This window comes from Streptomyces sp. NPDC045695, assembly GCF_056432025.1.
Genome location: NZ_JBWKJU010000023.1, coordinates 13,728 through 27,985, shown reverse-complemented (window position 1 = coordinate 27,985; position 14,258 = coordinate 13,728). Strand labels below are relative to the sequence as shown.

Annotated in this window: 9 protein-coding genes; 5 read left to right on the top strand and 4 right to left on the bottom strand. The window is 71.0% G+C overall.

What is annotated here, in order from left to right; genetic code table 11:
• The first annotated feature begins 51 nt into the window (after positions 1-51).
• Positions 52-975: an ABC transporter permease gene (locus tag AC07DU_RS29050; protein ID WP_360899777.1), complete on the top strand. Its 924-nt coding sequence runs from the start codon at positions 52-54 to the stop codon at positions 973-975.
• Entirely contained in the window at positions 968-1,765 is a 798-nt protein-coding gene (locus AC07DU_RS29045) for an ABC transporter ATP-binding protein (RefSeq protein ID WP_479114654.1), read from the top strand. The genes AC07DU_RS29050 and AC07DU_RS29045 overlap by 8 nt, the downstream gene beginning before the upstream one ends.
• Positions 1,766-1,896: 131 nt before the next feature.
• Here AC07DU_RS29045 and AC07DU_RS29040 read toward each other — a convergent pair whose 3' ends face one another.
• The 3 genes from AC07DU_RS29040 to AC07DU_RS29030 all read right to left on the bottom strand — a co-directional run bounded on the left by AC07DU_RS29040 (position 1,897) and on the right by AC07DU_RS29030 (position 8,470).
• Positions 1,897-6,864, bottom strand: a complete 4,968-nt coding sequence (locus AC07DU_RS29040) for an NAD-glutamate dehydrogenase (RefSeq protein ID WP_479035849.1) — start codon at positions 6,862-6,864, stop codon at positions 1,897-1,899.
• 377 nt (positions 6,865-7,241) lie between these two features.
• Entirely contained in the window at positions 7,242-7,916 is a 675-nt protein-coding gene (locus AC07DU_RS29035) for an HAD family hydrolase (protein WP_479114725.1), read from the bottom strand.
• A gap of 53 nt (positions 7,917-7,969) precedes the next feature.
• Positions 7,970-8,470 carry a DUF6912 family protein gene (locus AC07DU_RS29030; protein ID WP_360903233.1) on the bottom strand — a complete coding sequence of 167 codons (501 nt, stop codon included), beginning with the start codon at positions 8,468-8,470 and terminating at the stop codon, positions 7,970-7,972.
• Positions 8,471-8,771: 301 nt separating this feature from the next.
• Here AC07DU_RS29030 and AC07DU_RS29025 point away from each other — a divergent pair, with 301 nt between their 5' ends.
• Positions 8,772-9,218 (top strand): Rv3235 family protein, encoded by a 447-nt coding sequence (locus AC07DU_RS29025; protein ID WP_453374850.1) that lies wholly within the window; start codon positions 8,772-8,774, stop codon positions 9,216-9,218.
• A 236-nt stretch (positions 9,219-9,454) separates the two neighbouring features.
• On the opposite strand, the gene secA is transcribed toward AC07DU_RS29025, so the two are convergent.
• The gene (gene secA, locus AC07DU_RS29020; protein WP_479035853.1) at positions 9,455-12,262 is read right to left on the bottom strand and encodes a preprotein translocase subunit SecA; all 2,808 of its coding nucleotides are present in this window, start codon (positions 12,260-12,262) and stop codon (positions 9,455-9,457) included.
• A 239-nt stretch (positions 12,263-12,501) separates the two neighbouring features.
• Here secA and AC07DU_RS29015 point away from each other — a divergent pair, with 239 nt between their 5' ends.
• The gene (locus AC07DU_RS29015) at positions 12,502-13,083 is read left to right on the top strand and encodes a GNAT family N-acetyltransferase (protein WP_479114651.1); all 582 of its coding nucleotides are present in this window, start codon (positions 12,502-12,504) and stop codon (positions 13,081-13,083) included.
• A gap of 10 nt (positions 13,084-13,093) precedes the next feature.
• A complete protein-coding gene (locus tag AC07DU_RS29010; RefSeq protein WP_360903221.1) occupies positions 13,094-14,254 on the top strand; it encodes a winged helix-turn-helix domain-containing protein in 1,161 nt (386 codons plus the stop codon).
• Positions 14,255-14,258: the final 4 nt, after the last annotated feature.

Genomic DNA, 14,258 nt, shown 5'->3' with positions numbered 1-14,258 from the left:
CACCGCACCACGCGCAGCAAGACGCCCCGACCCCGGCGAAAGCGACCTCTTGTGACCACCGCGACCGCACCCCCGCAGACCCCGCCGACCCCGTCGGCCCCGGCCCCTGCCACCCCCGCCGAGCTGGCGGCCGCCCACGGCCTGACCCTCAGCGGCGCCCGCCCCACCCTCCCCCGCTACATCGCGCAGCTCTGGGGCCGCCGCCACTTCGTCACCACGTACGCGACCGCCCGCATGCAGGCGCAGTACAGCAGCGCCAAGCTCGGCCAGGTCTGGCACCTGGTGACCCCGCTGCTCAACGCGGCGGTGTACTACTTCATCTTCGGCATCGTCATGCGCGCCAGCCACGGCGTGCCCGACTACCTGCCCTTCCTGATCACCGGCGTCTTCGTCTGGGACTTCATCGGCAGCTCCGTCAACGCCGGCACCCGGGCCGTCCACAGCAACCTCGGCCTGGTCCGCGCCCTGCACTTCCCCCGCGCGAGCCTGCCCCTCTCCACCGTCGTGCAGCTCTTCCAGCAGCTGCTCGTCACCATGGGCGCCCTGGTCATCCTGCTGCTGGCCTTCGGCCAGACCCCGAGCGCGTCCTGGCTGCTGGCCGTCCCGACCCTGTTCCTCACCGCCGTCTTCGCCGCCGGCTGCGCCCTGGTCATGGCCCGCATCGGCAGCAAGAGCCCGGACGTGAGCCAGCTGATGCCGTTCGTCCTGCGCACCTGGATGTACTCCTCGGGCGTCATGTGGTCCATCGGCACCCTGCTCCAGACCGCCGGCCTGCCCCACTGGGTGTCGACGGCGCTGCGGATCAACCCGGCGGCCGTCTACATCGACCTGATGCGCTTCGCGCTGATCGACAGCTTCGGGGCGCAGTCGCTCCCGCACCACGTCTGGCCGATGGCCATCGGCTGGGCCCTGCTCGCCGGCGTCGGCGGATTCGTCTACTTCTGGAAGGCAGAGGAGGAGTACGGCCGTGGCTGAGACCGCACCGCAGACCGAGACCGGCACCCGCGTCCCCACCGTGATCGCCGACGAGGTCCACGTCATCTACAAGGTGTACGGCTCGGGGGCCCGCAAGGGCGGCGCCACCGCCGCGCTCAGCCGGATCTTCTCCCGCGGGCCAACCCCCGGCGTCCGCGAGGTGCACGCGGTCAAGGGCGTCAGCTTCACCGCGTACAAGGGCGAGGCCATCGGCCTCATCGGCTCCAACGGCTCGGGGAAGTCCACCCTCCTCAAGGCCATCGCCGGACTGCAGCCGGTGGCCCGGGGCGCGGTCTACTCGCACGGCCAGCCCTCGCTCCTCGGCGTGAACGCCGCCCTGATGAACGACCTGACGGGCGAGCGCAACGTGGTCCTCGGCGGCCTCGCCATGGGCATGGGCCGCGAGCAGATCAAGGACCGCTACCAGGACATCGTCGACTTCTCCGGCATCAACGAGAAGGGCGACTTCATCTCCCTGCCGATGCGTACGTACTCCTCCGGCATGGGCGCCCGCCTGCGCTTCTCCATCGCGGCCGCCAAGGACCACGACGTCCTGATGATCGACGAGGCCCTCGCCACCGGAGACGCGGCCTTCCAGCGCCGCAGCCAGGCCCGCATCGAGGAACTCCGCGAGCGCGCCGGCACCGTCTTCCTCGTCAGCCACGGCATCAACACGGTCCGCGAGACCTGCGACCGCGCACTCTGGCTGGAAGCCGGCACCCTCCGCATGGACGGCCCGGCCGACGAGGTCTGCGACGCCTACGCCAAGTACAGCCCCGCCGGCGTTTGAGGCGCGGGGGCCCGGGGGCAGCGCCCCCGGCAACGGCGCCGCACCGCACACCCGACGGTAACGGCAACGGCAACGGGCCGGCCCCGGAACCACCAAAGGTTCCAGGCCCGGCCCGTTCAGGCACCCAAGGCTCAGCTGTGCACGCGCAGCAGGCTCCGCATCGTCCGCATCGCCACCGAGAGGTTCGCCAGGTCGAAGTCGTCCGACCCCCGGATCTCGTCCAGAGTCGTCCGCGCCCGCCCGATGATCGCCGCGTTCTTCTCCTCCCACGCCTTGAAGCGCTCCTCGGGAGTCGAGCTGCCGTTGCCCACCGACAGCACGTCGGCGGTCAGCGCAGCATGCGCCGCGAACAGGTCCTCGCGGATGGACGCACGGGCCATCGACTGCCAGCGGTCGGCCCGCGGCAGTTCGATGATGCGGTCCATCAGCTGGGTGATGTCGAGGCGGTCGGCGAGGTCGTAGTACACCTCGGCGACGTCCAGCGGGTTCACGCCGAGGCGGTCCGCGATCGCGACGACGTCGAGCGTCGGGAAGGCGGAGGAGAAGCCGGCCACCTTGGCCGCCAGTTCCTCCGGCACGCCCTCACCGGTCAGCTCGTCCATGATCGACTGGTACCACTCCAGGTCCGCGCCGCGCACCAGCTTCGGCACCTCGTCCCAGACCTGGCCCACCCGCGCCTGGAAGAAGGCGATGGTCTCGGTGATCTGGAGCGGCTGCGGCCGGTTGTTCAGCAGCCAGCGGGTACCGCGCTCGACCAGGCGCCGCGAGTGCAGCCGCACCCGGGTCTGGACGTCGGCGGCGACCTTGTTGTCGAGCGCCTCCACGGCGTCCCACACCTCGGCCAGGCCGAAGATCTCGCGGGCCGCGAGCTGCGCGCGGACGATCTCCTCCGTGGAGGCCCCCGTCTCCTCGCGCAGGCGGTGCAGGAAGGTCGAACCGCCGGTGTTGACGGTGTCGTTGACCAGGACCGTGGTGATGATCTCGCGGCGCAGCGCGTGCGCGTCGATCTGCTCCGGGAACTTCTGGAGCAGGGCGACCGGGAAGTACGCCTGGAGCAGGCGGCGCAGGTACGGGTCGTCCGGCAGCCCGGTGTGGATGAGCTCCTCCGCCACCGTGATCTTGGTGTAGGCGAAGAGGACGGCCAGCTCCGGCTGGGTCAGGCCCTTGCCGCCGTTGAGCAGCTCGCGGATCTGCCGGTCGGTGGGCAGGAACTCCAGCTCGCGGTTGAGCAGTCCCTCGCTCTCCAGGCGGCGCATGAAGCGCTGCTGGGCGTGGAGCAGGCTCGGGGCCTGAGCCGCGGCGTTGGCGAGCGCGGTGTTCTGCGCGTAGTTGTTGCGCAGCACCAGCGCGCCGACCTCGTCGGTCATCTGGGCGAGCAGCTTGTTGCGCTGCTTGACGGTCATGTCCCCGTCGGCGACGACCGCGTTGAGCAGGATCTTGATGTTCACCTCGTGGTCGGAGGTGTCCACGCCCGCGCTGTTGTCGATGGCGTCGGTGTTGACCTTGCCGCCGTAGCGGGCGAACTCGATCCGGCCGAGCTGGGTCAGGCCCAGGTTGCCGCCCTCGCCGATGACCTTGGCGCGGACCTCGGAGCCGTTGACGCGGATGGCGTCGTTGGCCTTGTCACCGACGTCCGCGTGCGTCTCGGCCGTGGCCTTGACGTACGTACCGATGCCGCCGTTCCACAGCAGGTCCACGGGGGACCGCAGGATGGCCTGCATCAGCTCGGCCGGGGTCATCTTGGTGACGCCCGCCTCGATGCCGAGGGCCGCGCGGACCTGCGCGGTGATCGGGACCGCCTTCGCGGAACGCGGGTGGATGCCGCCGCCCGCCGAGATCAGCGAGGCGTCGTAGTCGGCCCACGAGGAGCGCGGCAGCTCGAACAGCCGGCGGCGCTCGGCGTACGAGCTGGACGCGTCCGGGTTCGGGTCGAGGAAGATGTGCCGGTGGTCGAATGCTGCGACCAGTCGGATGTGCTCGGAGAGCAGCATGCCGTTGCCGAAGACGTCGCCGGACATGTCACCGACGCCGACGACGGTGAAGTCCTGGCTCTGGGTGTCGTGGCCGAGCTCGCGGAAGTGCCGCTTGACGGACTCCCACGCGCCGCGGGCGGTGATGCCCATGCCCTTGTGGTCGTAGCCGGCGCTGCCGCCCGACGCGAAGGCGTCACCGAGCCAGAAGCCGTAGGCCTCGGCGACCCCGTTGGCGATGTCGGAGAAGGTCGCGGTGCCCTTGTCGGCGGCGACGACGAGGTAGGTGTCGTCCTCGTCGTGGCGGACCACGCCCTTCGGCGGTACGACCTCACCGGCCACCATGTTGTCGGTGATGTCGAGCAGCGCCGAGATGAAGATCTTGTACGCGGCGATGCCCTCGGCCAGCCACGCGTCGCGGTCCACCGACGGGTCCGGCAGGTTCTTGGCGACGAAGCCGCCCTTGGCGCCGACCGGCACGATGACGGTGTTCTTGACCATCTGCGCCTTGACCAGGCCGAGGATCTCCGTACGGAAGTCCTCGCGGCGGTCGGACCAGCGCAGACCGCCTCGGGCGACCTTGCCGAAGCGCAGGTGGACGCCCTCGACGCGCGGGGAGTACACCCAGATCTCGAAGGCCGGGCGCGGCGCCGGGAGTTCGGGGATGGCCTGCGGGTCGAACTTCATCGACACGTACGCGTGCTGCTCGCCCGCGTCGTTCAGCTGGAAGAAGTTGGTGCGCAGGGTGGCCTTGATGAGGGTGAGGAAGGCCCGCAGGATGCGGTCCTCGTCGAGCGAGGCGACCTGGTCCAGGGCCCCGTCGAGCTCCTCCAGCATGGCGTCCACAAGCTCGCTGCCGGCGGCCTGGCGGCCGGGCGACATCCGGGCCTCGAAGAGCGAGACCAGCAGCCGGGTGGTGTGGACGTTGTTGCGGAGGGTGTCCTCCATGTAGTCCTGGCTGAAGGTGGAGCCGGCCTGGCGCAGGTACTTGGCGTACGCGCGCAGGACGACGGCCTGGCGCCAGGTCAGACCGGCGCTCAGCACCAGGGCGTTGAAGTTGTCGTTCTCCGCGTCACCCTGCCAGACCGCCGCGAAGGCGTCCTGGAAGCGCTCGCGGGCGTCGTCGCCGAGGTAGCCGGACGAGGCCGGGGCGTCGCCGCCGCCCGTGGGCAGCGGCATCCGCAGGCCGAAGTCGTAGATCCACGCGCTGACGCGGTCGGAACGGCGCAGCTCGTACGGGCGCTCGTCGGTGACCTCGACGCCGAGGCGCTGCAGCACCGGCAGGACCGCGGAGAGCGAGACCTGCTCGCCGGTGCGGAAGATCTTGAACCGGCGCTCGCCGGGGCCCGCACCGACCGGCTCGTACAGCGAGAGCGCGAACTGGCGGTCGCTGGCGGCCAGGCGCTCCAGGTGGACCAGGTCGGCGACGGCGGCGCGCGGCGAGTGGTCCGCCTTGTAGCCCTCGGGGAAGGAGCTGCCGTAGCGGCGCAGCAGCTCGGCGGCGCGCTCCTCGCCGCACTCGGCGATCAGCGCCTCCTGGAAGCCGTCGGCCCAGGAACGGGCGGCCTCGACCAGGCGGGTCTCCAGGCGCTCGACGTCGGAGTCGGTGAGCGCGGGCAGCTCGGTGCCCTGCGGGACGCGGACCACGAAGTGGATGCGGGAGAGGATCGACTCGGTGTTCCAGGCGGTGAAGTCGACGCTGGTGCCGCCGAGCTCCTCCTTCAGGATGTCCATCAGCCGCAGCCGGACGCCGGTGGTGAAGCGGTCGCGGGGCAGGTAGACGAGGGCCGAGTAGTAGCGCCCGTACTCGTCCTGGCGCAGGTACAGCCGCAGCCGGCGGCGCTCCTGGAGGTACAGGACGGAGGTGACGATGGCCTGGAGCTGGTCGACCGGGGTCTGGAACAGCTCGTCGCGCGGGTAGGTCTCCAGGATCTGCAGCAGGTCCCGGCCGTCGTGGCTGTGCGGCGCGAAGCCGGCGCCTTCGAGGACCTCGACGACCTTGCGGCGGATGACGGGGACGCGGCGCACCGACTCGGTGTACGCGGCGGAGGAGAACAGGCCGAGGAAGCGGCGCTCGCCGACGACGTTGCCGTCGGCGTCGAACTTCTTGACGCCCACGTAGTCGAGGTACGAGGGGCGGTGCACGGTGGAGCGGCTGTTGGCCTTGGTCAGCACCAGCAGGCGGTGCTCGCGGGCCTTGGCGCGGGCGTCGGCCGGCAGCCGGTTGAAGGACGGCGAGACGGGGTGGCCGTCGTCCTTGCCGCTGTGGTGCGGGTCGGAGCGCAGGATGCCGAGGCCGGTGCCGGGCACGGCGGCCAGGGAGTCGCCGTCGACGAGGTTGTACTCGCGGTAGCCGAGGAAGGTGAAGTGGTCGTCGGCGAGCCAGCGCAGCAGCTCGCGCGCCTCTTCGAGCTCGTACTCGCGCAGGTCGGGGGCGGTGGGCTCCTCGGCCAGGCCGTCGGCGATGCGCAGCGCGCAGTCGCGCATCTTCTCCCAGTCCTCGACGGACTCGCGTACGTCGGACAGGACGCGCAGCAGGTCGACGGTGATCTGCTTGAGGTCGGCGCGGTCGGTCTCGCGGTCCATCTCGACGTGGATCCAGGACTCGACGAGGGAGTCGTGGGGGCGCGCGGTACGGGGGCCGTGCGCGTCGCAGTCGGGACCGAGGATCTCGATCAGCTTGCCGGTGACGTCACGGCGGACGACGACCTGCGGGTGGATCACGACGTGGATGCCGCGTCCCTGGCGGGACAGCTCGTTCGTCACGGAGTCCACGAGGAAGGGCATGTCGTCGGTGACCACCTCGACGACGGAGTGGCTGGAGGTCCAGCCGTTTTCCTCGACGGTCGGGGTGTGCACGCGGACGTTCGCGGTGCCCTGCGGACGGTTCTCGGCGAGCCGGTAGTGCGAGAGCGCGGCTCCGAACACGTCGACCGGGTCGCGGTCCAGGAGGTCCTCTGGCGCCGTGTGCAGGTAGTAGCGCTGGAGATAGGAGAGCACCGTGTCCCGGTCTGGACGCTCTCCCTGCTCGGACCCAGTCGGAAGTAGCCCCCCGGCCGGGCTGTGCTCAGCTACCCGGGCCGCCCGTGCGAGCAGCTCGGCCTTTGCTTCGTCCAGCTTGGTCTGCATGTCCTCTGGCTCCTGTCGCGCGCCATTGCGTGACGTAGGTGAAGGAAGGAATGACGGAGCGCCGCCGCGAGGCGGGAGGTCCGTCCTTAAACGAGATCGACGCTATGCCGTCGAGAGCGGCGGCCGGGAAGGAATCAGCCACGTGCGGTGGGAGATCCCGGCAGCGGAAATCAGCGAAGGCCCGGGCACGCTCGCGCGCCGGGCGCAGGCCGGAGGCTCCAGTGCCCCCGATGACTATCGCGCTGATCACGGGTACAAGGCTATCTCGACCTACCCCCAAGTCGTCATTCACCGCATCCGTACAAATCTTGGGGTGGAACTTTGACACTCTGGCCAGCGACGTGACCGGCCTGGCGTGCAGGAGGTCTGTCCAGTAGCTATTCGGACAGCTCGCGAGCTGTCCGTACGGCCTCGGCCAGGGTGTCCACGACCGGCACCCCGGCCGATTCGAGACTGCTACGGCTGTGCGAACCACCGGTGTAGAGGACGGCCCGGGCCCCGACGTGGGCGGCGGCGAGGGCGTCGTCGACGGCGTCTCCGATGAGGACCGTACGCTCTGCCGTCACCCCCGTCCGGTCCAGGGCGGCCAGGTGACGTACGAGGTGCCCCGCCTTGGAGGTGTGGGAGGGGCCGACCCGCCCGTCGACGCGCAGGAAGTGCCGGTCGATGCCGTGGGCCCGTACGAGCGGCACGAGCTTGTCGTGGGGCGCGAGGGACAGCAGGGACTGGGTGAGCCCGTCCGCCTGCCAGTCGTGCAGCAGCTGGCGGGCGCCTTCGGCGAGCCCGGCGTCCTCGGCGGCGGCCCAGTAGTGCCGGTGGAAGGTCTCGTCCATGACCAGCCACTCGTCCTCGGTGGGCAGGCGTCCCATCAGGCGCTCGTAGAACTTCGGCACCGGGACGACGTACATGTCGCGGTAGGTCTCCAGGGTGATCGGCGCGAAGCCGAGCTCGGCGAAGGAGGCGTTGGTCGCGGCGATGACGGCGTCGATGTCGTGGAGCAGCGTGCCGTTCCAGTCCCAGACGATGTGCGGCGGGCTCGCGACGACGGCCACTTCCGTCACTGCGGCCACCACGGTCACCGCGATCGCTTCCGTCCCTCTCTCCGTCACTTCAGCAACCCCGGAATCTCCTGCACGCCGAACCACAGCAGCTCGTGGTCATCGGCTCCGTCGACGACGAACTGCGCGTCCGCGTCCCCGCCGTCGGCCGCGTCGAGGGCCCCCGCGGCGGCGGCGACGTCCTCCTCGGCGTCATCGGCGTCCACGTGCACGGCGGCGGCCACGGCGAGGCGGACGGCCGCGCCCAGGCTCACCTGGCCGAGGGTGTCCTCGTCGATCCCGGGGGTGGCGGTGACGGCCTTGTCGTCGACGTCGAGGGCGACGACGACGCGCCGGCGCGGCGCGCTCGCGTCCGCGGCGAGCAGCCGCAGGGAGGCGAGGGCGGCCCGGCTCAGGGCCGCGTACTCCAGCTCCTCGATGTCGTCCGACACGTACCACTCGCGCAGCCCGGGCGTCACGCCGTACGCACGCAGCGGGGCGGGGCCCAGCTCACCCGCCTTGTGCACCTCGGCGAGCCCGGGGAGGGTCAGGGGGACGTACACGCGCATGGCCGGCTGCTTTCGGTAGTCGGAAACGCCCCCAGGATACGACCCGCACGGGGCCGGCCGGGTGACGCTCGGCGTACCCGATCGGGGTGCGGGGCGGCGGCGCCCAGGCGTCCACCCGGGTACGCGACGGCGGACCGGCCGGGGCCGCGGGCGGGGCGGCGGGCACTCGGATAGGTGAACCGAGACGGCGGCCGGGCGGGGCGCGGGCGCGGTTGCGGAGCGTGTGCGGCGGCCGTAGAAGATCCCCATCAAGTTACCGCCCGGTACCCGCCGGGCCCGGCCAGTTCGGGGGCAGATCGCGATGGACACCACGACGCGCGGCACGATCGGCAACGACGGGAGCCGTCGCCGGCCCACGGACCGGCCGCGCACCCGCCCCGCCGGGCGGCGCGACCCGAGGCGGCCCGCGGGACCCCCGCGCGCCCTGCGGCTCGGCCCGCACCACTGGTTCGCCGAACGCCTCCTGGCGGTGGTCAGCGGCCGGCGCCCGGTCCACTCGCTCCTCGGCCACACCGTGGGCCCCGCCTACCAGCAGCTGGTCACCCTGGCCCCCGAGGACCCCCTAGGCCACCGGCTCCGCCCGGTCATCCGCCAGTGCGGCCGCTTCACCCCCGGCCCGGGAGTCATCGAGGCCTTCGCCCGCATCGCCACGGGCGACCGCGTGACGGCGATGGCCTTCCGCCTGGAACAGGGCCCGGACCTGCGCTGGCGCTGCGCGGCGGTAGAGATCCAGGGCCCCCGCCCATGACTTTTCAGCCTCGCCGGCGTTTGAGGCGCGGGTTCCGGGGCGGAGCCCCGATCTTGTGGCCCGGCACCACCCAGCCCCGCCGCACCACCCAGCCCCGTCGGAGTTCGAGGCGCGGGGGTCCGGGGGCAGGGCCCCCGGCGACGGCGCCGCACCCGCCCCCACGCACCACGCGGCCGGGGCCGGACCCCGCGTACGGTGTCCGGCCCCGGCCGATGGTCGATCAACCCCAGCGGGGCCTACTTCTTGCGGCGGCGCCCACCGGCAGCCTTCTGCGCCTTGCGGCGCTCCGCCCGCGTCATGCCGTCGCCGTCCGCACCGGCGCCCTCGGACTCGAAGTCACCCTCGATGACCCCGCCCTCCCCGTCCACCGTCGGCGCCGAGAAGTGCAGGCGGTCCGGCCGCTGCGGAGCGTCCAGCCCCTTCGCCCGGATCTCCGGACGCGTGGCGGTGGCCACGGCCGACTCCTTGGTCAGGGACGGCGCCGCGGCCTGCACCGGAAGCTCCTCGACCTGCTGCTCGACCTGGACCTCCAGGTTGAACAGGTAGCCGACGGACTCCTCCTTGATGCCGTCCTGCATGGCGTTGAACATGTCGAAGCCCTCGCGCTGGTACTCGACCAGCGGGTCCTTCTGGGCCATCGCCCGCAGGCCGATGCCCTCCTGGAGGTAGTCCATCTCGTACAGGTGCTCACGCCACTTGCGGTCGAGCACCGACAGGACCACGCGCCGCTCCAGCTCACGCATGATGTCGGAGCCGAGCGCCTTCTCGCGCTCCGCGTACTGCTCGTGGATGTCGTCCTTGACGGCCTCCGCGATGAACTCGGCCGTGATGCCCGCCCGGTCGCCCGCGGCCTCCTCCAGCTCCTCGATGGTGACCTTCACCGGGTAGAGCTGCCGGAAGGCGCTCCACAGCCGCTCCAGGTCCCACTCCTCGGCGAAGCCCTCGACCGTCTCGGCCGCGATGTACGCGTCGATGGTGTCGTCCATCATGTGGCGCACCTGCTCCTGCAGGTCCTCGCCCTCCAGGACGCGGCGGCGCTCGCGGTAGATGACCTCACGCTGGTTGTTGAGGACCTCGTCGTACTTCAGGACGTTCTTGCGGGTCTCGAAGTTCTGGGTCTCGACCTGCGACTGGGCCGACGCGATCGCGCGCGTCACCATCTTGTTCTCGATCGGCACGTCGTCCGGCACGTTGGCCATCGCCATGACCCGCTCCACCATCTGTGCCTTGAACAGGCGCATCAGGTCGTCGCCCAGCGACAGGTAGAAGCGGGACTCGCCCGGGTCGCCCTGTCGGCCGGAGCGGCCGCGCAGCTGGTTGTCGATACGGCGCGACTCGTGGCGCTCGGTGCCCAGCACGTACAGCCCGCCGAGCTCCTTGACCTCTTCGAACTCGGCCTTGACGGCCGCCTCGGCCCGCTCGAGCGCCTCGGGAAGGGCGTGCGCCCACTCCTCGATGTGCTCCTCCGGGTCCAGACCGCGCTGGCGCAGCTCCGCCTCGGCGAGGTCGTCCGGGTTGCCGCCGAGCTTGATGTCGGTACCGCGGCCGGCCATGTTCGTGGCGACGGTGACGGCGCCGCGGCGGCCGGCCTGGGCGACGATCTGCGCTTCGCGGTCGTGCTGCTTCGCGTTCAGCACCTCGTGCGGGATGCCGCGCTTGGAGAGCTGCTGCGAGAGGTACTCGGACTTCTCGACCGACGTCGTACCGACGAGGATCGGCTGGCCCTTCTCGTGCTTCTCCGCGATGTCGTCGACGACGGCGGCGAACTTCGCGACCTCGGTGCGGTAGATCAGGTCCGGCTGGTCCTTGCGGACCATGTCGCGGTTGGTCGGGATCGGGACGACACCGAGCTTGTAGATCTGGTGGAACTCGGCGGCCTCGGTCATGGCCGTACCGGTCATGCCCGACAGCTTCGAGTACAGGCGGAAGAAGTTCTGGAGGGTGATCGTGGCGAGGGTCTGGTTCTCGTCCTTGATGTCCACCCCTTCCTTCGCCTCGATCGCCTGGTGCATGCCCTCGTTGTAGCGGCGGCCGGCGAGGATACGTCCGGTGTGCTCGTCGACGATCATGACTTCGCCGTCGATGACGACGTAGTCCTTGTCGACCTTGAAGAGCTCCTTGGCCTTGATCGCGTTGTTGAGGTAGCCGACGAGCGGGGTGTTCACCGACTCGTAGAGGTTCTCGATGCCGAGCCAGTCCTCGACCTTGGCGACGCCGCTCTCGTGGATGGCGACGGTGCGCTTCTTCTCGTCGACCTCGTAGTCGCCGGTCTCCTCGATGCCCTTCAGCGGCTGGCCGGCCTCGCCCTTGGTCAGGCGGGTCACCAGCTTCGCGAAGTCGCCGTACCACTTCGTGGCCTGGTCGGCCGGGCCGGAGATGATCAGCGGGGTGCGGGCCTCGTCGACGAGGATCGAGTCGACCTCGTCGACCACGGCGAAGTTGTGGCCGCGCTGGACGAGCTCGTCCTGGGACCACGCCATGTTGTCGCGCAGGTAGTCGAAGCCGAACTCGTTGTTCGTGCCGTAGGTGATGTCGCAGTTGTACTGCTCGCGGCGCTGCGCCGGCGACATGTTCGCCAGGATGCAGCCGACCTCCAGGCCGAGGAACTTGTGCACCCGGCCCATCAGCTCGGAGTCGCGCTCGGCGAGGTAGTCGTTCACCGTGATCAGGTGGACGCCCTTGCCGGACAGCGCGTTCAGGTAGGCGGGCAGCGTGCCGACGAGGGTCTTGCCCTCACCGGTCTTCATCTCGGCCACGTAGCCGAGGTGCAGCGCCGCGCCACCCATGATCTGGACGTCGTAGTGACGCTGGCCCAGGACGCGCTTGGCGGCCTCGCGGACGGTCGCGAACGCCTCGGGCATCAGGTCGTCCAGGCTCTCGCCGTCCTGGTAGCGCTGCTTGTACTCGTCAGTGAGCGCACGCAACTCGGCGTCGGAGAGGTTGACGAAGTCCTCTTCGATGGAGTTGACCTGGTCCGCGATGCGGTGCAGTTTGCGCAGGATCTTGCCTTCGCCTGCACGCATGAGCTTGTTGAAGACGGACACCGAGGTTTGTCTCCTTGCCGGTCGGGCCTGAGCACTGTACGTACACGGGCACGGCAGGTGGGACCCACCGCAACGGCCATCGTAAGCGAGGACGTGCCCGCGTCGGGAGGTCCGCCGTTCCGCTGGGGGCACGGCTGCCCGGATTGAGAACGTACGGGGGACGCCGAAGGTGCCGCATCCCCGGGCAGATTCCCGAAAAGTGTTCGCCCCGAAGGCCTCCGCGACAGCAGAATCCGTTCATGGAGCCCACCACACTCAGCACCGACCGCCTCGTACTGCGCCCCTTCCTCCCGTCCGACGAGGACGAGGTCTACGCGGCCGCCCAGGACCCCGACATCCAGCGCTGGACCCTGGTCCCCTCCCCGTACGAGCGCGAACACGCGCACTCCTTCGTGAACGAGATCGTGCCGAACGGCTGGCGCGAGGGCACGGCCCACCCCTTCGCCGTACGGCTGGGGGCCGAGGGCCCGCTCGTCGCGGCGATCGGCGTGCACGTCCACGGCGCGGACGGCTACGAGATCGGCTACTGGGCGGTGAAGGAACACCGCGGGCAGGGCTACATGACCGAGGCCGTGCGGGCCGTCGCCCGCTGGGCCTTCACCGAGCTGGGCGTCGTACGGCTGGAGTGGCGCGCCCAGGTGGGCAACGCGGGCTCGCGCGCCGTGGCCGAGAAGGCCGGCTTCCGGATCGAGGGGCTCCTGAGGGCCGGCATCGAGCAGCGCGGCACCTCCCGGGACTGCTGGGTCGGCTCCCTGCTCCCCTGCGACCTCGGACTGCCCGCCCGGCTCCCGTACCTGCCCGCTGTCAGTGGCGCCGCCTAGGCTGCGCAGCATGACTTCGCTCTCGCTGTCCGCCGACGAGGCCCGCCGGATCGCCCTGCGCGCGCAGGGCTTCCTCGGAGCGCCCGACCGCCGCGGCGGCGTGCGCGGGGTGCTGCGCCACCTCGGCGCCGTGCAGCTGGACACCATCTCGGTCCTGGCCCGCTCGCACGAGCTGATCCCGTACGCGCGGCTGGGCGCGGTGGGCCGCGACACCGTGGAGAAGGCGTACTGGTCCGACCGTCACGCCTTCGAGTACTGGTCGCACGCGGCCTGCATCCTCCCCATCGAGGAATGGCCGCATTTCGCCTTCCGCCGCCGGGCCCGCCGGGCGCGCGGCCACCGCTGGCACATCCTCCAGGACAAGGAGCGCTCGACGCAGGCGGTCCTGGACCGGCTGAAGGCCGACGGGCCGCTGACCTCCACCGAGCTGGGCGGCGCCAAGAACGGCGGGGAGTGGTTCGAGTGGTCCGAGACCAAGATCGCGGTCGAGTGGCTCCTCGACACCGGCGAGGTGGTGTGCAGCGAGCGCCGCGGCTGGAAGCGGGTCTACGACCTCCCCGAGCGGGCGGTGCCCGACGCGCTGCTCCATGACGACCTGGACGACCACGAGTGCCTGCGCCGCCTGGTCGCCCTGGCCGGCCGCTCCCTGGGCGTCGGCACCCGCGCCGACATCGCGGACTACCACCGCCTCAAGGGGGACCAGTTCGACGCGGTGATCGCGGACTCCGGGCTGGTCCCGGTCGAGGTGGAGGGCTGGTCGAAGCCCGCCTGGGCCGACCCGTCGGCGCTCGCGACGCCTCCCAGGGGCCGCCACCGCACCACGCTGCTCTCGCCCTTCGACTCCCTGGTGTGGGACCGCCCGCGCACGGAGCGGATCTTCGGCTTCACGCACCGCCTGGAGGCGTACGTCCCCAAGCCCAAGCGGATACACGGGTACTTCGCCATGCCGCTGCTGGCGGGCGGCCTGCTCCAGGGCCGGGTCGACCCGGCCCGCGAGGGCCGCACCCTGGTCGCCCGGCAGCTCTCGCTGACCTCCCCGAAGGCCGCCGGACCGATGGCGCAGGCCCTGCGGGAGGCCGCGGAGTGGGTGGGCTGCGACGCGGTCCGCGTGGAGCGCGCCGCCACCGGCGCTGAGGCGGCGGCCGTCACGGCGGAACTCGCCGCGCTGTGACGCG